The sequence below is a fragment of the Gardnerella sp. KA00127 genome, from assembly GCF_049244125.1.
GTDB classification, from domain to species: domain Bacteria; phylum Actinomycetota; class Actinomycetes; order Actinomycetales; family Bifidobacteriaceae; genus Bifidobacterium; species Bifidobacterium swidsinskii.
Genome location: NZ_CP058377.1, coordinates 737,530 through 756,118, shown reverse-complemented (window position 1 = coordinate 756,118; position 18,589 = coordinate 737,530). Strand labels below are relative to the sequence as shown.

The 18,589-nt window shown below is 43.0% G+C and carries 17 protein-coding genes and 1 pseudogene; 3 read left to right on the top strand and 15 right to left on the bottom strand.

Annotated elements, in window-relative coordinates; genetic code table 11:
- Positions 1–8 precede the first annotated feature (8 nt).
- Positions 9–1,331 carry a radical SAM family heme chaperone HemW gene (gene hemW / locus HXT48_RS02940; RefSeq protein ID WP_004108768.1) on the bottom strand — a complete coding sequence of 441 codons (1,323 nt, stop codon included), beginning with the start codon at positions 1,329–1,331 and terminating at the stop codon, positions 9–11.
- Positions 1,328–3,208 (bottom strand): translation elongation factor 4, encoded by a 1,881-nt coding sequence (gene lepA, locus HXT48_RS02935; protein WP_012914227.1) that lies wholly within the window; start codon positions 3,206–3,208, stop codon positions 1,328–1,330. The genes hemW and lepA overlap by 4 nt, the downstream gene beginning before the upstream one ends.
- Before the next feature lie 262 nt (positions 3,209–3,470).
- Between lepA and rpsT the strand changes: the two genes are divergently transcribed.
- A complete protein-coding gene (gene rpsT / locus HXT48_RS02930) occupies positions 3,471–3,731 on the top strand; it encodes a 30S ribosomal protein S20 (protein ID WP_004106518.1) in 261 nt (86 codons plus the stop codon).
- Between the two features lie 97 nt (positions 3,732–3,828).
- On the opposite strand, the gene HXT48_RS02925 is transcribed toward rpsT, so the two are convergent.
- From HXT48_RS02925 to HXT48_RS02900, 6 genes and pseudogenes are all read right to left on the bottom strand, one after another.
- A complete protein-coding gene (locus tag HXT48_RS02925) occupies positions 3,829–4,107 on the bottom strand; it encodes a hypothetical protein (protein WP_033888441.1) in 279 nt (92 codons plus the stop codon).
- Position 4,108: 1 nt separating this feature from the next.
- Positions 4,109–4,666 carry a hypothetical protein gene (locus tag HXT48_RS02920; RefSeq protein ID WP_012914229.1) on the bottom strand — a complete coding sequence of 186 codons (558 nt, stop codon included), beginning with the start codon at positions 4,664–4,666 and terminating at the stop codon, positions 4,109–4,111.
- A gap of 309 nt (positions 4,667–4,975) precedes the next feature.
- A pseudogene (locus HXT48_RS02915) lies at positions 4,976–5,371 on the bottom strand (transposase-like zinc-binding domain-containing protein); the annotation flags it as partial.
- Positions 5,372–5,525: 154 nt separating this feature from the next.
- Positions 5,526–6,239: a trimeric intracellular cation channel family protein gene (locus HXT48_RS02910; RefSeq protein WP_041160500.1), complete on the bottom strand. Its 714-nt coding sequence runs from the start codon at positions 6,237–6,239 to the stop codon at positions 5,526–5,528.
- Positions 6,240–6,379: 140 nt separating this feature from the next.
- Complete coding sequence (locus tag HXT48_RS02905; protein WP_004108753.1) at positions 6,380–7,549, bottom strand: branched-chain amino acid aminotransferase; 1,170 nt, start codon at positions 7,547–7,549, stop codon at positions 6,380–6,382.
- 245 nt (positions 7,550–7,794) lie between these two features.
- Entirely contained in the window at positions 7,795–8,418 is a 624-nt protein-coding gene (locus HXT48_RS02900) for a 50S ribosomal protein L25/general stress protein Ctc (RefSeq protein ID WP_012914231.1), read from the bottom strand.
- A gap of 326 nt (positions 8,419–8,744) precedes the next feature.
- Between HXT48_RS02900 and HXT48_RS02895 the strand changes: the two genes are divergently transcribed.
- A complete protein-coding gene (locus HXT48_RS02895) occupies positions 8,745–10,793 on the top strand; it encodes an AMP-dependent synthetase/ligase (RefSeq protein ID WP_012914232.1) in 2,049 nt (682 codons plus the stop codon).
- Between the two features lie 180 nt (positions 10,794–10,973).
- Here HXT48_RS02895 and era read toward each other — a convergent pair whose 3' ends face one another.
- The 6 genes from era to HXT48_RS02865 form a co-directional block, all read right to left on the bottom strand.
- Complete coding sequence (era, locus tag HXT48_RS02890) at positions 10,974–12,035, bottom strand: GTPase Era (RefSeq protein ID WP_004108744.1); 1,062 nt, start codon at positions 12,033–12,035, stop codon at positions 10,974–10,976.
- Between the two features lie 22 nt (positions 12,036–12,057).
- On the bottom strand, positions 12,058–13,557 hold the full coding sequence (locus tag HXT48_RS02885; RefSeq protein WP_004108742.1) for a hemolysin family protein: 1,500 nt from the start codon (positions 13,555–13,557) through the stop codon (positions 12,058–12,060).
- Positions 13,558–13,577: 20 nt separating this feature from the next.
- A complete protein-coding gene (gene ybeY / locus HXT48_RS02880) occupies positions 13,578–14,138 on the bottom strand; it encodes an rRNA maturation RNase YbeY (RefSeq protein WP_012914233.1) in 561 nt (186 codons plus the stop codon).
- A 3-nt stretch (positions 14,139–14,141) separates the two neighbouring features.
- Entirely contained in the window at positions 14,142–15,335 is a 1,194-nt protein-coding gene (locus tag HXT48_RS02875; RefSeq protein ID WP_012914234.1) for a PhoH family protein, read from the bottom strand.
- A 3-nt stretch (positions 15,336–15,338) separates the two neighbouring features.
- Positions 15,339–15,701, bottom strand: coding sequence for a histidine triad nucleotide-binding protein (locus HXT48_RS02870; protein WP_421793171.1), 363 nt, complete (start codon positions 15,699–15,701; stop codon positions 15,339–15,341).
- Between the two features lie 112 nt (positions 15,702–15,813).
- Entirely contained in the window at positions 15,814–16,611 is a 798-nt protein-coding gene (locus HXT48_RS02865; protein ID WP_004108731.1) for a 16S rRNA (uracil(1498)-N(3))-methyltransferase, read from the bottom strand.
- Positions 16,612–16,705: 94 nt separating this feature from the next.
- On the opposite strand from HXT48_RS02865, the gene HXT48_RS02860 reads away from it, so the two are divergent.
- A complete protein-coding gene (locus tag HXT48_RS02860; protein WP_012914235.1) occupies positions 16,706–17,782 on the top strand; it encodes a succinate dehydrogenase/fumarate reductase iron-sulfur subunit in 1,077 nt (358 codons plus the stop codon).
- Position 17,783: 1 nt separating this feature from the next.
- Here the strand turns inward: HXT48_RS02860 and HXT48_RS02855 are convergent, their stop codons facing one another.
- Entirely contained in the window at positions 17,784–18,584 is an 801-nt protein-coding gene (locus HXT48_RS02855) for a TIGR00730 family Rossman fold protein (RefSeq protein ID WP_012914236.1), read from the bottom strand.
- Positions 18,585–18,589 lie beyond the last annotated feature (5 nt).

Below are 18,589 nucleotides of genomic sequence, written 5' to 3'. Positions count from 1 at the left end.
AATACGCACTATTTTAGCACGGTAAGGCCTTCTTCACACGCGTCGACAATTCTTTCTATTAATAAATCGTTGAGCAGCCTACCTTTGCGTGTTGCGATAATGCGATTTTCGTGCAACACTGCCAAATCTTCCTTACACACTTCGCGTAACACTTTTTGCAAATGCGAATCATCGAACACCTTATTAGTTTCGCGCATCTTTTCGCACAATTGCAAAATATTAAGACCTTCTTTAATGCGAAGCCCAAGCATTACTTCTTCAATAAGCGCATCTTCAGCATTTATACACTCGTAGTTTTGCCACGGCACATTTCCAAGATTTATAGCATGCGCCCATCGTTTTGGGTGCAAAATATCCCATGAGCGAAGGTTATAAAACTCGTTTGGATTAGCTAAAGAAGCACTATCATCCATGCTTTGTTTACTAATACGATTGGCAGCATTGTAGTGCGAATGTGCTCCAGGACCAATTCCAGCCCAATCAATATTTCGCCAGTAGCCAAGATTATGTTGAGATTCAAAACCCGGACGCGCCCAATTAGAAATCTCGTACCATTGTAATCCAGCAGAGTTAAAAAGTTCGTCTGCCAACTCGTATTTTTGAGCTTCATCATCGTCGTTTGGCGCTTGAATAGTGCCAGCAGCGATTTGACGACCCATTTTTGTGCGCGGCTCTACCGTTAGCGCATATGCAGAAATATGGTTAACACCTAGGCTTAAAGCCATTTCTACTGACTCTCGCCAATCGTCTAGACTCTCTCCCGGAGCGCCATAAATCAAGTCAACACTTGAACGCAAACCACATGCGTTTGCTGCTTTTACACCGCGAGTTACGTTTTCTGGAGTATGCGTGCGGTCAAGAGTTTTAAGAACATGCGGCACTGCTGATTGCATTCCGAAAGATATTCGCGTAAATCCGCCTTCTGCAAGCGTTTCAATATACTTTTCGTCTGCAGTATCCGGATTTGCTTCAGTAGTTATTTCCGCGTCTTTATTAAACCCCCACAAGTTGCGTATTTCTTGCAAAATTCGCACTAAATCTTGCGCTTTAAGAACTGTTGGAGTGCCTCCACCGAAGAAAACAGATTGCGCTTTAGGTTCGAAAATTCCGTGATATTCCTGCCATTTTTTTACAAGACGCATCTCTTGAATCGCAACATCCGCATAACCTTCGCGACTTGCACCTTCACCCAAATCGCGAGCAGTATACGTGTTAAAATCGCAATAACCGCAGCGGCGCAAGCAAAACGGCACGTGCACGTACACTTCAAAAGGCATACTTTCAGTTTGCATAGCTGATTTATTTAATTCAGCATCCAACTCTAAACTCATCCTTCAGACTTTTGCGCTGCGCGAATCTTATCTTTAGTATCGCGATCGTTTGCGCTCTCGTCTGTAGCCAAAGCCGCAACGAATGCTTCCTGCGGAACTTCAACATGTCCGAGCATCTTCATGCGCTTCTTACCAGCCTTCTGCTTTTCAAGAAGCTTACGTTTACGCGTAATATCGCCGCCGTAGCATTTAGCGAGCACGTCTTTTCGAAGAGCGCTAATAGTTTCACGAGCAATAATTCTAGAGCCAATTGCAGCCTGAATTGGAATTTCAAACTGCTGACGAGGAATAAGTCCACGAAGCTTCTTAGTCATCATAACGCCGTAAGAATAAGCCTTATCTCGGTGCACAATCGCACTAAAAGCGTCAACCTTATCTCCCTGAATAAGAATATCAACTTTCACTAAATCGGCAGCTTGCTCGCCATCTTCGTGGTAGTCAAGAGAAGCATAGCCTTTTGTGCGGCTTTTAAGCTGATCAAAGAAGTCAAAAACGATTTCTGCAAGAGGAATCCTGTAATGCATTTCCACGCGGTCTGCACTAATGTATTCCATTGTGCCCATTTCTCCGCGATGATCCTGGCACAAATCCATTACAGCACCAATAAATTCTTTCGGCGTAATAATATCTGCAGCAACCATTGGCTCAATAATGCGCTTAATCTTGCCTTCTGGAAACTCGCTAGGATTTGTTACGTGATGTTCTTTACCATCTTCGCTAGTGACGTCATAAGTTACGTTAGGAGCAGTGGAAATAAGATCCAAGCCAAACTCGCGGCTTAAGCGCTCTGAAACAATCTCCATGTGTAGAAGACCTAAGAATCCACAACGGAAACCAAAGCCCAACGCAACAGACGTTTCTGGCTCGTAAATAAGAGCTGCATCATTAAGTTTTAGCTTGTCGAGAGCATCTCGAAGATCTGGGAATTGAGCGTTATCAATTGGGAAAAGACCTGCGTAAACCATAGGTTTAGGGTCGCGGTAGCCATCCAAAGGCTCAGATGCAGGATTTACGGCGCTAGTAATAGTGTCGCCGACTTTAGATTGACTCACGTCTTTTGCGCCTGTAATTACGTAACCTACTTCCCCAGCTCCAAGCGCCTTTGTTGGAGTCATATCTGGGCTAATAACGCCGATTTCAATAGGATCGTGCGTCATGCCGATTCCCATCATATGCAATTTTTCGCGCGACTTAAGTTCGCCATCAACCATACGAATATAGGTGACAATTCCGCGATACGAATCATATACTGAATCAAAAATGAGCGCGCGAGCAGGAGAATCAGGATTTCCGCTTGGGGCTGGAACTTCCAGCACAATTTGATCAAGTAAGTCTTTAACACCTTCGCCGGTTTTACCAGAAACGCGCAACACGTCCTCCGGCTTGCAACCAATTAATCCAGCTATTTCTTCAGCATGCTTGTCTGGCTCTGCGCTTGGCAAGTCGATTTTGTTAAGCACAGGAATAATCGTCAAATTGTGGTCGATTGCCATATAAAGATTAGAAAGCGTTTGCGCTTCAATGCCCTGAGTTGCGTCAACAAGCAGCACCGCACCTTCGCATGCTGCCAGCGCGCGTGAAACCTCGTAAGTAAAATCGACGTGACCAGGAGTATCAATCATGCCAAGCGAATACTCTTTGCCTTCAAAAGTCCACGGCACTCGAACAGCCTGAGATTTAATAGTAATACCGCGCTCTTGCTCAATATCCATGCGATCCAAGAAACGGTCTCGCATTTCACGCTCTGGCACGATTCCTGAAAGTTGTAAAATGCGGTCAGCTACAGTAGACTTGCCGTGATCGATATGCGCAATAATGCAGAAATTGCGTATCAACGATTGATCCGTAAATCCTGGCTGGTTATGCGGTGTAATCAAGGCAAATATCTCCTTTTAAGAATGCGAATACATGAAAACATGCAAACATAAATCAAGCACTATAACTAATCAATATTAGCAAATCTACTACCTTAGCGTAAAGTGCAAAATACGAAAGTTATTTATTAAATAGCATATTCAATAAGTTTTTAATTAAACCAACAATAACAAATTAATTATATAAACTACTATATTTATCTAATAAGCATGATACACTTATCATTTGTATGTCCTTATATAGCAAACGTCGTTTGGAGTAACAGTGGCAAACATTAAGTCGCAGAAAAAGCGTGTTCTCACTAACGAGAAAGCACATAAGCGTAACGTAGCAGTAAAGTCTGCTTTGAAGACTGCTATTCGTGCTACTCGTGAAGCCATCACCGCTGGTGATAAGGCTGCAGCGCAGGCCGCTTTCGCAGTAGCCGCTAAGAAGCTTGACAAGGCTGCAGGTCGTGGCGTGATTCATAAGAATCAGGCTGCAAACCGCAAGTCTGGTCTTGCTGTAGCGATTAACGCTCTGTGAAGTTTGTGCAGGTAACTGCATAACACAGCATGTAAGGAAAATCCCCAGTACCAATCGGTGCTGGGGATTATTTATATCACTCTATCGGCAACGTAATTTAGACGATATACGCCAATACGAGTACCACTACGAGTATAACTGCCACGGCAGCAGCAAACACCACGTAATCCATCGGCTTCACATGGTGATGCTGCAACAATGCATGGCATACAAACGCTGCAATCAGCAAGATTACCCCTGAAATAGCATTGGCATACCAAGGTAAATGATTGATGCACGAGAAAACAACACTCGTCAGCCAAATGGTAGCAAACGAAGCAAGCCATGACCGATGCCCTGTTGTGGCATGCTTCTTCGAAATAGTTGCATCATCCATATTAACACCCCAATGCTGCTGTCAAAGTGCCACCTGCAGCGCTACAAGCTATATCAGCCGAAACACCAGCAATTGGTGACGCCAATCCAGAAATACCAAGTGATAATGGAGTACAAACTGTTGCATCCCATAAAACATTCCATCCCACACCAATCCATTTAGGAATACAATGATGTTTCTTTCCACCACGTTCTAAAGCTGTCTCTAAGGAAACAGTAGGAGCAATCCTATGAAGAACTTTGCTATAACCAAAATCAACATGCTGCCCGTCATGAACTGTTAAATTGATAGTTGCTATAGTATGATTTGTTGCATCTCTCCAAGTAGCTATATTATTCTTTACTACGATAGTATCACCAGCTAGCGTATGCACATTCAATCCTTGTCCAGATACTGGAACAATTGAACGTCGACCATCTGGAGAACGCAATCCTCTCATTTCAGACTTAAAATTCCCATATTGTGATGTTGATTGAACTGCAAAAGATGGAGTTGCAAACACCATACTTCCAAGTAATGATGCTGCAGCTATTAACAATGAACTAACTTTCTTCATCATAAGATGACCTCTCTAATATTGGCCTTATCAATTAGTGAGTAAGCGTATTCCAGTAAACAGCATGTTGGCCAAACATGTGGTGAGTGATTCACGTTGTTATGCTCACAAGGCGATAATATAATACTTGATTGATAGAAACGCCGTCATAATCAGGTAAGCGGCAAAAGTGTGTCTGTAAACGTGTTTATTCAGGCGTGTCGTTAGTGTAGTGTTCCTTTTCTAATTGATATATCTGGGTAGTAATCTGCCCTACATAAGTCAAAGCTTGTATCGAAACCCGAAGACCCAATTGATTGCTGGTCATCAATAATTTTCTTTGTTACACCATTGCAAAGCAATAACTTTACCCTTGCTTGCCGCGGTTAATAAACACCACCCGTATGGAAGGTATGTTCCATCGATTTGAACATAGTCATAAATTTCGCCTGTCTCGGGTAATTCTGGTTTAACATTCCAATACCATTCAATCCGATATCGCCATGTTCTATCAGAACCACTAGGACAGGCTTCACATTGAGTCTGGTTTCCCATAATCCAATGAATGAATTTATCAAATTGTGCTACATGTGTAATATCTTCACGTTTCCTTGTAAAAGACATTCCACATGCAGTACATCTCCAACGGATAGCACCTTTACGTGTTCTACCATTTCTCTTCATTGAATGAGAGCATATTGGGCAGCGTTTACTACTTAATCTAGGCATGTATTAAGCACATCGCACGCCTTATACCTCTATTTGTTTTCAATGTCAAGTAATACTAAATGTTAAGCTTTTTAGCTTAATGACAGCGAGCTTCCCTTGGTATTTCAACGAAAACTCGGGTTTTTAGACACACTTTTTTGCCGCTTACCCAATATTAACGATGACGACGATTATTAATACGACGAATACGAGGACGTCTAACCTTAATAGGTTCCGTGCGGTTCATTGCTCCAAATAAAGTTAAATCTAGTTTCACAGACAACAAACGCATTGCAACAACAAGAGCAACAATAAGGACATCAAGCAATATTTCAACAGTTAAACCAAAATAACCTGCATGCCTTGCTTTTACAACAAAAACGGTTAGTACACATCCCACTGAAGCAGGGAAAGCGTACCAATGCTTATCCCGCACAATAACAGGAACTTGGTTCAAAATCATGTCGCGAATCAAACCGCCTCCTAAAGCAGTTGCCATTCCTAAAAATACTGAAGCCATACCAGACATGTGGAAATCCAAGCCTTTTGCTGTGCCATTCACCGCAAACAAACCCAATGCCAAAGCATCAAGCGTAAGCATAAGCCAACGCCATTTATCAATCTCAGGGTGAGCAACAGCCACAATAACACCAGAAAGCAAACCTGTAATAACAAAACCACGATCAGCAATACCAACAGGCGGCAATGCTCCAAGCAACACATCACGAACAATACCGCCACCCAATGCAGTTATCCAAGACGTAGTAATAATCGCAAAAACATCATAATTCTTACGAATAGCCCACATGCCGCCAACCATGCCACAACATCCCATAGCAACATACTCAACTATAAGAAAAAAGATGTTATCCCCTAACGCACCTTCCAAAGCATTTCCCTTCAAATAAATTCACCAAAACACTGCGCGCATAACAAACAAACGCGTTGTACTCTATACGATATCTAAATATAGAGTACAACGCGCCATAAGCAACATTAGATTAGATAATATTAACTAACTTATATAAATCAGTCGCAAACTTTCCACATCCAGTTATGCTTATCTTCGACATCACCGAGTTGAATGCCAAGTAACTCATCGCGCAAAGCCTGAGTCAACTCACCAACACCACCATCGGCAACCTTAAGATCGAATTCATCGGACTTAAAGCGACCAATTGGCGTAATGATTGCAGCAGTACCGCAAGCAAAGACTTCAGTAACCTCGCCAGAACGAATGTCGTCAAGCAACCCTTGAAGAGGAATCATGGTTTCAACAACCTTATGTCCTGCTTCCTCAGCAAGCTGAATCAAAGAACGACGCGTAACGCCAGGAAGAATACTGCCAGTAAGAGATGGAGTTTCCAAATGGCCATCCTTGTGGAGTGCGAACATATTCATGCCACCAAGCTCTTCCAAATAAGTCTTAGTTGCAGCATCGACGAAGCACACCTGCTCGCAACCGTGCTCAATACCCTTGTATTCACCAAGCAAGGAAGCAGCGTAATTTCCACCGCACTTAGCAAAACCAGTACCACCAGGACCAGTACGGAACCACTGATCTTCAACCCAAATGCTAACAGGCTTCAAACCACCCTTGAAGTATGGGCCGGATGGAGAAGCGATAACACAGTATTCAACTTCGTGAGCTTCGCGCACACCGAGGAACGGCTCGGAAGCAAACATGAATGGACGCATGTAAAGCGTATACTCTCGACGGCTCGGAACCCATTGCTTATCTCGCTTTACCAAGGCTGCAACCGATCCAATAAAATCATCAATAGAGAGTTCCGGCAAATACAAACGCTTAGCAGAATTTTGGAAACGAGCAGCATTAATATCTGGGCGGAAAAGCCAAATAGAGCCGTCGGCGCGCTTATAAGCCTTCAAACCTTCAAAGCACTCCTGAGCATAGTGCAACACAGATGCACCTGGATCCATTTTCAATGGACCATAAGGCTCTACACGACGATCAGACCATCCTTCGCCTTTAGTCCAAGACATATGAACCATATTGTCGGAGAAAATCTGACCGAAAGCAGGCTTATCAATAAGTTCGTTGCGCTTTGCGTCCGAAACTGGATTATCATTCGGCAGAACTTCAAAGTTGCCAGCCAATTTGTTCAACAGAGTTGTATCGCTATGATCATAAGACTCATAAGCGTCAGAAAACTCTGGAGCTACTTCTAAATCAGCCATTATGTCTCTTTTCTATGTGGATTATTTCTACTTGCCTTTTACCGCAATTAACGTATAGAATAATACGATTCTTGTTTTTCGCAAAACTTACACGCCAAAATTTTTCAAAAAATATTTCAAGAAATACGCTTTAAACTAAAATTTATTTAGCAAATTCATTGATTTATACAAAAAGCCGCATAAGAACTGACTTATGCGGCTTAAAATTTTAAACTATTTTATAAGTTATAAGTGAATACGTTAACTTACTTTTCTTCTGCAGCAGGAGCAGCAGCTGGAGCGGCGGCAGCAGCATCTGCAGCAGGAGCAGCAGCTTCGGCTGTAGCAGCATCTTCAGGAACAGTGACGCTCACAACGGATTCTTCGCCATCCATATCGAGCTCAACACCCTCAGGAAGCTTGACATCCTTAGCAAACACCTTGATGCCGTCGGTCAAACCATCAACGTTAACAACCAAACGCTCTGGCAAGTTAGCAACGTCTGCGCGAACCTTGAGCTCCTGGACATCCACGAATGCAACTGCAGCACCCTTTGGAGTGCCTTCAACGAAGACTGGAACTTCAACGTCAATCTTTTCGCCAGCCTTAACTTCGTAGAAGTCAATGTGTTCTACAATGCGCTTAACAGGGTTACGCTGAACATCCTTAACAACTGCAATGCGAGATTCCTTGCCAAACTTAATAGTGAACAAAGCATTAGCGTGACGCAAAGCCAAAGTGGTTTCGCGCATTGGAAGAGTAACATGCACTGGTTCAGCACCGCCAGCATAAAGGCTTGCTGGAATCAGCTTAGCTACGCGCAAACGACGAGCAACACCCTTACCAAACTCAGTGCGCAATTCGCCTTCAAGAGTAATTTTTGTAGCCATATCGGTCTCCTTATGGTCTGGATAGTTTAGTTTGTTAATCCAGCTTCAGGCGCACCGACGCGCCGAAAACCATAAGAGGCTATCAGCCCAGTCGATAACGGAACTCTGCCACAAAGCTAGCGGCATATTCCCTCGCCAAAGCAACTTTGCTATTCTAACGACAGGCTACGACTTATGGCAAATACAAAATTATTACTAATCAAATCGAATATAACTGCTACTTGAGCATACGAACGATTATTATAGTTAATAGTATGCAAGTGCATAGCATGATACTATGATGTGCGCTTAATCCGCAAGCCGTTTGGCATAATGAAGGAGCAAATGTGTCCGTTTTTAATGCACTCCAACAGCAAGCGTTTAATCTTGCCCGTAAAGCATTGCGTATTGGCAGTAACTTCGCGCACCCAGTCAGCGATGACCGTGCAGGCGAACCAGACTACCTTAATACGGATCAAGAAAACACAAATACTTTACTTTCACAAAAGCAACGCCTTCCACACGTAGAAGAGTGGGGCGCGCAAATGCCAACAACGACGTTTATCGATCCGGAAACAGGCTTGCTGACCACAAAAACCGAAAGCGCAGCACCTCTTGACGAAGGCACAAGCATTTATGACTTATATGCAGATCGCGCAGCACGTATGGGTGACGATCCGCTTTACACTTATAAAGAAAACGATAAGTGGGTCACAAAAACAGCTAATCAGTTCCTTCAAGAAGTACGCGATGCTGCAAAAGGTTTGATGCACTACGGATTGCGCAAAGGCGACGCCGTTGCCCTTATGTGCAAAACATCATATGAGTGGGACGTCACCGACGCAGCAGTTATGGCTTGTGGTGGTGTTCTTGCAACTATTTATGACACGGATTCAGCTGAGCAAATTCGCAATATTGTGAATAATTCCGACTCGCGTTTCCTTATTGTTGAAACAACTGACATGCGAGATAAAGCTGATGGAGCTATTGAAGAATGCCCAAGCTTGGAACGCATTATTTGCATTGAAACAGGCGGTTTAGCAGAACTTCAAGCTTTCGGATACGCTGTTAGCGATGAGGAACTAGATGCTCGCATTGATTCTGTAAAGAAAACAGACTTGTGCTCTATTGTTTACACTTCTGGTTCCACAGCTGCACCTAAAGGCGTGGAAATGACTCACGAACACTATTGCACTACAGCGTTGAATTTGCCTGTTTACTTGCCAAATTTGCTTAGCGAAAAAGACGGTTCTGTGCTTTTGTTCCTTCCTCAAGCACACTCTTTTGCAAGAGCAATTAACTATATTGTTGTTGCAAGTACGTTGCGCATTTATATTGCTCAAGGTATTCCTACTTTGATTTCTGATTTGCAAGTTGCAAAACCTACGGTTATGATCGTTGTCCCTCGAGTTCTTGAGAAGGTTTATAACGCAGCTTCGCAGAAGGCTGGTCACGGTGCTAAAGGCTTGGCTTTCCAGGGTGCTGTTGTGACGGCTCAACAGTATATGAAGGAAGTTCAGGAATTTGGTGATGCTAAAGCTCTTACTAAAGCTCGCCGCACTGCTTACGATCCGCTTGTTTATCGTCCACTTCGTCAAGCTCTTGGCGGTCGCGCACGCTGGATTGTTGCAGGTGGAGCTCCTCTAGATCCTGAATTGCTTTCATTCTTCCGCGGAGCAGGAGTTCCTGTCTACGAAGGTTATGGTCTTACAGAAACTACTGCACCATGCGCGTTTACTCCTATTGGAGTTCCATTCCGAGAAGGTTCTGTTGGCATCGCATTCCCAGCTTTTACTTTGCGAATCGCATCCGACGGCGAAGTTCAAATTAAAGGCACTTGCGTATTCCATAAGTATCACAAAAACGATGAAGCAACAGAAACTTCATTTACTAAAGACGGATGGTATGCAACAGGCGATTTGGGACGAATTGACGACGATGGCATGCTTTATATTACCGGACGTAAGAAGGATTTGATTATTACTGCTGGCGGTAAGAATGTTGCTCCTGGACCTATTGAAGAGATGATTAAGAGATGCGAACTTGTGTCTCAAGCTCTCGTTCTTGGAGATAAGCGTCCGTTTATTTCTGCACTTGTTACTTTAGACGAAGAAACTTTACGAAATTGGCTTAAACTCAAGGGTCTTGACGCCACTATGAGCATGGAAGAGGCTGCTAATAATGCTGTTGTTCGTGCTGAAGTGCAAAAATTTATAGATCTTGCCAATGAAGGCGTGTCACGCGCAGAATCTGTGCGAAAGTTCATTATTTTGCCAGAAGAGTTTACGCAAGAAAACGGCTTAATGACTGCGTCTATGAAGATTATTCGTCCACGAGTTATTAAGCGTTACACTACTTTACTTAATACACAAATGTATACGACGCGCAAAAAGTAGTTTGTTTAAATTAACTTAACTAAGTGCATATCGCAAAACCGCGGCTTAACTTGTTTTATTCAACTTGCTCGCCGCGGTTTTGCATTAATTTACGACAATTTTGTGCAAACACATTAGGCTTAAGGCACAATAAAATTAAGTAATTGTCCAATAATATCGAAATAAGCAAAATATGCTCTACTAGAACCCTAAACGCTCAAGCTTCTTAGGGTCGCTCTGCCATCCTTTTGCAACTTTCACGTGCAATTCAAGCACAGCTTTTGTTCCAGTAATACGATTTACCGCCGTGCGCAAACGCTTCTTTACGCGCACTAAATGCTCCGCACGATGACCAATAATAATCGGCTTTTGAGAATCACGCTCAACATAAACAGATACAAGCACATGCGCTTTGTTGTCTTCGTATTGAGTATCTTCGCCATCCCCCGGATACACAATATCGTCAACTACAACAGCTAAAGAATGAGGCAACTCGTCGTCCAACTCTTCCAAAAATGCGCCGCGAATAAGCTCCGAAATCATGCTTTCTGTGCTTTCCTCACTAAGCTGATCCGCCGGATACATTTGCGGACCTTCCGGCAAGTTTTGAATCAAAACATTCTTAACTTCGTCAACATTGTCACGTTCCAACGCACTCACAGGCACAATATCCGTAAAATCAGCAAACTGCTGAATTTGAAGCAAATGCGTAACTAACTCACTGCGACTAAGCGTATCGATTTTCGTAACAATACCGATAAGCGGAACTTTCCAAGTCCAATTGCCCTTCTCATCTTTTTTAGCAAAATCAGAGCGAAGACGGCTTAAAATTCGCCTATCTCCTGGTCCTATTTCCTGGTCTGCTGGGAGCAAAAATGCAATCGCGTCAACATCTGCAAGCGACTCGTCAACAATATCGTTCAAACGCTGACCAAGAAGCGTACGAGGACGGTGAATACCAGGAGTATCAACCAACACCATTTGTGCATTATCGGTAGTAACAATCCCTCGAATAGCCTTACGCGTAGTTTCCGGACGAGAAGACGCAATAGCAATTTGCGTACCAATAAGAGCATTCATAAGCGTAGACTTACCAACGTTTGGTCTACCAACTACAGCTACGAAACCGGAACGATAACCGTGAAAATCAGGAGTAGAAATCGTTGCGCAAGTTGAAGCGTCTAGATTTGCAAACATCTCGTCGTCAAAGTCATCAGTGTCATCGAAGTCATCAGTATCGTCAAAGTTGTTAATATTATTCACGTTATTCTTACCGTCCAGTTCTTTATTTCAGCATATTCGTTTGTTTCATAGTACTAGCTTGCTTCAAAGCATTGGTTTGTTTGCTTTCAGCAGATTTTTCGGAAGAGCTAATGTCATTTTGATTATCCTTAGACTCTTCCAAAACTTGCGCATCTCGTTCTACTAAAATAGTAGATACTTTCTTTCGCCTACCAGCTGAATCTACAGCAGTTAATTTTAGTCCTCTTGTAATAGCACTGGAACCAACAATCGGCACATTACCAATCAACTTCGTAAGCAAACCAAACACAGTATCCACATCGTCTTCGTCAATATGAACTTCAAAAATATCTTCCAAATCTGCGATTGACGTTCGAGCAGGCATCTTCCACACGCCGTCACGTATTTCTTCCGGATCTGCATGCTGAGTGCGATCGTGCTCATCTTCCAACTCGCCAACAATTTGCTCAATAGCATCCTCAATAGTAACCAAACCAGCAATTCCACCATATTCGTCAACCACTACTGCCACATGCTGGCGAATTCGCTGCATTTCGTGGAATAAATCGTCAACCGGCTTCGACTCAGGAACAAGCATAGGGTCTCGGCTAATTGTTTCAACTGCTCTAGAAGATGCTGCAGGATTAAACACAGTAGCGCGTACAGCATCCTTCAAATAAGCAACACCTACTAAATCATCTACAGAATCTCCAATGACGGGAACTCGAGAAAATCCTGAGCGAGAGCATAATTTAAGGAAATTTTCCAGCGTTTCGTCGCTTTTTACGCAAATCATATCGGTTCTAGGTACCATTATTTCGCGAGTCAAAGTATCTGAAAGCGTGAGCACATTGCGCATCATTTCCGAAACTTCCGGATCGAAATCATTCGCTTCAACAAGTCGGTCAATACTAGCCTTTGCTTGATCCAGCTGAATATCTTCCAAAGCTTCATCATCTGACGGATCAACATGCTTTTTCCTAGAAGTGACGTCAACATCGCTAGCAATATGCACTAAAGGATTAATCGCAATAGCAATAGACACAATGCGAGAAAGCCGCATCAACTTTGCTACAGGTTGAGCCGCACCAACCGAACGTGGGCGAACAAGAATAGAAATCACAGCTACAACTACTGAAACAACAACACCAATAATAAGAGTTACCCATAAAGGCGAGCCGAAAAATGCAGCTAAAGAAGCAAACAAAACTCCATCTAAAACGTTACATAGCACACGCACAAAAGCGCATGCTCCAGAAGTTGTATAACGGTCAGCAATCAGTTTTTTTACACGATGGATTCTAGCAATTCGACGCATACGCACTATGGCACTAGTTTCATCATCATGCGTTTGCGCTTCAATCATAAGATTATTTAAGCTTGCACGAGTAACTCTAGGCACTGCACCTTCTGCAGCAGCCATCGCAAGCGAAAGCCATACAAGCAGCATTGCCAGCACAAGCAATGCGGCTAAACCAATCCAGACATGCAACGGCAATTGCGGAACTGATATGCTAGAAAATATTCGTTTAATATATTCCATAATTATGCTCTTAATGCGCTTTAATGCTGTTTTTTATTTTTATTTTTGACGCTACTCGCTTCATGCTCAGCATCGTAACGCTCAAGCTCGTTTATTGCACCTTCCGGCAACGTAGCATCATACAATTCTCCAGATCGAGCAGCGAAAAAAGTAAGCATTAGTTGACGTTGCAAACCAAACATTTGCTTTTCTTCTTCCGGAGTAGTGTGATCATAGCCAAGCAAATGCAAAATACCGTGAATAGTTAGCAACAACATTTCTTCCATAGTACTGTGCCCAGCTGCGAGCGCCTGCTGTTGAGCAACCCACGGGCAAATCACCAAGTCTCCAAGCATTCCTTCAGAAACTTTTTCATCGCTTCCAGGAGTAAGCTCGTCCATTGGAAAACTCATAACATCCGTTGGGCCTTCTAGGTTCATCCAACGTTCATGCAAACAGGCAATTGGCTCTGGATCAACAAAAGTAATCGATAAATCCGAATGCGTACTTACTTTCATTTGTTGAAGAACCCACATTCCAAGATCTGAGAAGATTTTAGCGTCAATATTCCACACTGTTTCATTCATGACTTCAATGCTCATGATTTATCTGTTATTCCTCTCAGTAGATTCTTTAGTACGTTCACGTTTTTTATGTTCAAGCATTGCATCGTAATTTTCGTATGCTTCCACAATACGACCAACCAAAGCATGACGCACAACGTCTTCTGCTTGCAAATGCACAAAAGCAATATCTTTAACTTCGCCCAAAATCTTCTCAATAGAAACAAGACCAGAACGCACAACTGCTAAATCAACCTGCGTACTATCTCCTGTAATCACCATGGTTGTATTAAAACCGAGTCGAGTTAGGAACATTTTTAATTGCTGAACAGTCGCATTTTGCGCTTCATCAAGAATAACAAAAGCATCGTTTAATGTGCGACCTCGCATATAAGCAAGAGGAGCAACTTCAACAACATTCTCGTCAAGATAGCGTTTTAGTTGTGCAGATCCAAGCATATCAGAAAGCGCATCATAGAGTGGACGCAAATATGGATCAACTTTATCGTTTAAAGTGCCAGGCAAGAATCCTAAGTTTTCGCCAGCTTCAACAGCAGGACGAGTAAGAACAATTCTGCGGACTCTTCCATCTTCCAATGCACGAACAGCTTTAGCAACTGCTAAATACGTTTTTCCAGTGCCAGCAGGACCAATTCCAAACGTTACAATATTGCAATCCATTGCTTGCACGTACGCCGTTTGACCAGCAGTTTTTGCGCGAACAGGATTTCCTCCAGCAAACGTAATCACGCCTTTACTCATTCGAGCTCTTCTGCTCATAGCACGGCGATGCGCTTCTTCACTAGAAGGCAACAGCTCACTTGAATCTCTTGAAAACTCATTTTCAGCGCGCGAAACAGAATTATTAATTGCATACGACGAAGAAATAATACTATTCCCAAGCACTCCACCATCATGACCGATACGGTTTATACGCACATTGTGTTCATCGTTATGCAAAATATCACGCTCAAGCATGCGTCTTACTTCGTACGCATCCATAGGTTGCTCGTAAGCTGCATCAATCATGCGCCTAAACGCATACTCAGCTTTAGCTGCATCTTCATCTGCTCTAGCTGAACGAGCAACAATTTGAACATCTTTGCCTCGCACAGTAATATCTGCTTCTGGAAAAGCATGTTCTACTTCACGCAAACCAGCATCTGCAGCACCTAAAACTGCAACCGAGCTTAATTCGCTAGGAATTTGCACAAAACGCGTAGTACTTTTCGTCACGGTTTACAAGCTACCTTCTACAAGTTTTTCGCCAGTCAATACATGAGCATGAACATGAAACACTGTTTGACCAGCATCAATACCAGTATTAAATACGAGTCGATAATCACCGTTGAATTCATCATCAGCAATTTTTTGCGCAACACCAGCAATATGAGCCAAAGTTTCAGGAGCCTTACTAGCAAGCTCAGCAACATTCTTATAGTGATTGCGCGGCACAATCAGCACATGCACTTTTGTTTGCGGATTAATATCTTTAAAAGCAACTACCGAATCGTCTTCATAAACTCTGCTGCTTGGTATTTCTCCAGCAACAATTTTACAAAAAATGCAATCAGCATCAGTATTGTAAGTGATACCACTCATGGTTTCTCCCCTATTTGTTACTAAATGAAATCAATGCCTTAAACCAAAAGCAATCGACATGCTTCTTACTATTTTACACAATTATGAGCACTTTTAGATACGATTTATGCGATTATTCGTAACGTCCTAAAGCGCGCGAAAGAAGAGAAAGAGCTACAGGTCCTGCAGTAGATGCGCGAAGAATATTACTGCCTAAAACGCAGCTTTTAGCACCAGCATCAATAAACATTGACACTTCGTCATCACTAATACCACCTTCTGGCCCAACTAAAACGTAAACAGTGCGCTCTTTACCATCCTCCAAACAGCGCTCGCTAAGAGTATTTACTGCTTGTTCTATTTGATTCCAGCAATCAGTTGCGTCTTGATGCAATACAATTACGAGATTTCCGTAAACGCACGCACGCCTACATATTGCCACTATTTGCTTGCTTGAAACACATTCTTGAAGTTCAGGCATCCATGCGCGACGAGATTGCTCTGTAGCAGACTGTAAAACTTGGCTCCAACGCTTATCTGTGCGACCAGGTTTCCACTTTGCAATTGAACGATCCGCGCACCAAGGGATTACTTCATCCACGCCAATTTGCGTAGCCATATCAATTGCTTGCTCATCGTGCCCTGTTTTTGCCAAAGCTTGAACAAGTGCAAGTCTAGTCATTCGCGGAGCTTCCCTAGTAAACGCTTCTACACGAACTAAGCCATTTTCAACATCCGTCACCTTTGCATGAATGCGCAAGCCTTTGCCGTCAGAAAGTTGCAAAGCATCGCCTTCTAATAGTCGCATGGCAGATATAGCGTGACGTTTTACTTGCGATGGAAGCGTAATCGTCCACCCTTCTTCGATTCCTTCTGCAAGCACAGGAGCATTATCGTGATCAGTATCAAGCAAAAATAAAGCGTCAGTCATAGTTCAAGCCTAACGTGAGGATGCGCCAAGTACTAAAAAATGTTTCTGTGCAAGTATTGTGGCAAACTAGAACAGTACGTATTGGAGGTTTGCAATGAGTAATGAGCTTGGTGATAACACTGCGCTTGTTACTTTGCGTATTTCACGCTTTACTCCATTTAATAAATCTGAAGATGATTCAAACAGTAAACAGACAGGGCGCAAGCGCAGAGAAAGTCCTTTTGCACGTAGAAAGCGCAGTAATCCTTTCGCAAAACTAGATTCTTCAGAAAATAACATAAATAATTCTTCCGAATCTAGTGAATCCAGTGAATCTTCCGGATCTTACGAATCTTCTCCAAAACGAATTCAAGGTAAGCATTGGGTTCAAGATTACAGTTTACGCGTTCATTCTACTGACACTATTCTTGACTGTTTACTAGCTATTAAACGCACAATCGACCCAACTTTAGCTTTCCGCTACTCGTGCGGTCACGGCGTTTGCGGTTCTGACGCTGCAAACGTAAATGGCATGCCAACCTTACTATGCAGTGCAACTATTGGCGCAAACGCACGTCCTGAAAGCACAAATAGCGTGCAATCTCGAGGCTTTAGAAAAACTGGCACTACTAGCAGCTCCGCACAGTCGACAAAATCGCCAACTTTACAGCAAAAATCTAAAGAAACTACCACTTTGCAAAATGGCACTTTTGGTGTTATTGAACTTGCTCCACTTTCAGGATTTGCAGTTCAGCGAGATCTTATTTGCGATATTTCGCCTATGATTTCGCAAATAAAACGCTTAGAACCTTATTTGCAAGCATCTAACGTTTCTACGAGAAATACTGAAGGGAAACTCCAGCTTATTGAGTTTTTGCAACATCCTGAGGAACTTAAAAAATTTGAGCTTTTGAGCAATTGCATTATGTGCGGTGCTTGCGAAGGAATTTGCCCAATTTATGCAGGCGGAGAAGCCTTTATTGGACCTGCAGCATTGGTTAACGCGGCTCGTTTTATTTATGATTCCAGAGACAACGCAACAGAGCATCGCCTTGATCTAATAGACAGCAGCGACGGTATTAGCGCATGCCAGTCAGTTAGAGCATGTTCAAGACAGTGCCCTCGCGGAATTGATATTGGCGAAGAAATTTGGCAGCTTACAACGCTTGTAAACGAGCGCAAGAACTCTTAGATTATTCAATTCCAGATGCTATTCGCACCGCCTCTATTGGGTCGTCTGTGACAGCAAATAAGTGCGGATCTAATGAAGAAATAAAACCTCGTTGAATTACTGTAGACTTCAGCCAGTCAATCAAACCATTCCAATACGAAGTACCGAAAAGAACAACAGGCACGCGCGCAACTTTATGCGTTTGCACTAGAGTCAAAGCTTCAAACATTTCATCCATCGTGCCAAAACCGCCAGGGCACACAATAATTCCAGAAGAATACTTCATAAACATTGTTTTACGCACGAAAAAATACCGAAATTGCATGCCAAGATTAATCCACTTATTCAAACCCTGCTCATGAGGAAGCTCAATCCCCAATCCTACAGACGTACCACCAGCTTCTGCAGCTCCACGGTTTGCAGCTTCCATAATTCCAGGACCGCCACCTGTAATAACAGCAAAACCACGTTTTGCAAGCTCTGAACCCATAGTACGAGCTAAAGAATACTCAGGATCATCTTCTTTTATTCGAGCAGAACCAAAAATACTAACAGCTTTACCTAACGATGCGAGCGCGTCAAAACCATCAACAAACTCAGCTTGAATACGAAGCGCACGCCACGGATCCGCGCTACGCCAATCCCATTTCTTATCTACTTCTACACCAACTCCAGAAACAAGCTGCTGATTGTTATCGTTACGAAGAAGCGTTTCTGTAGTGCTCTCCTTAGGAATCATAGAACCGCGCATTACAACAGAACCACGATGATACGTGTTATTCCAAGGTGGAACATCTACTGAAAAATCTTTACTATTAGACATGACTT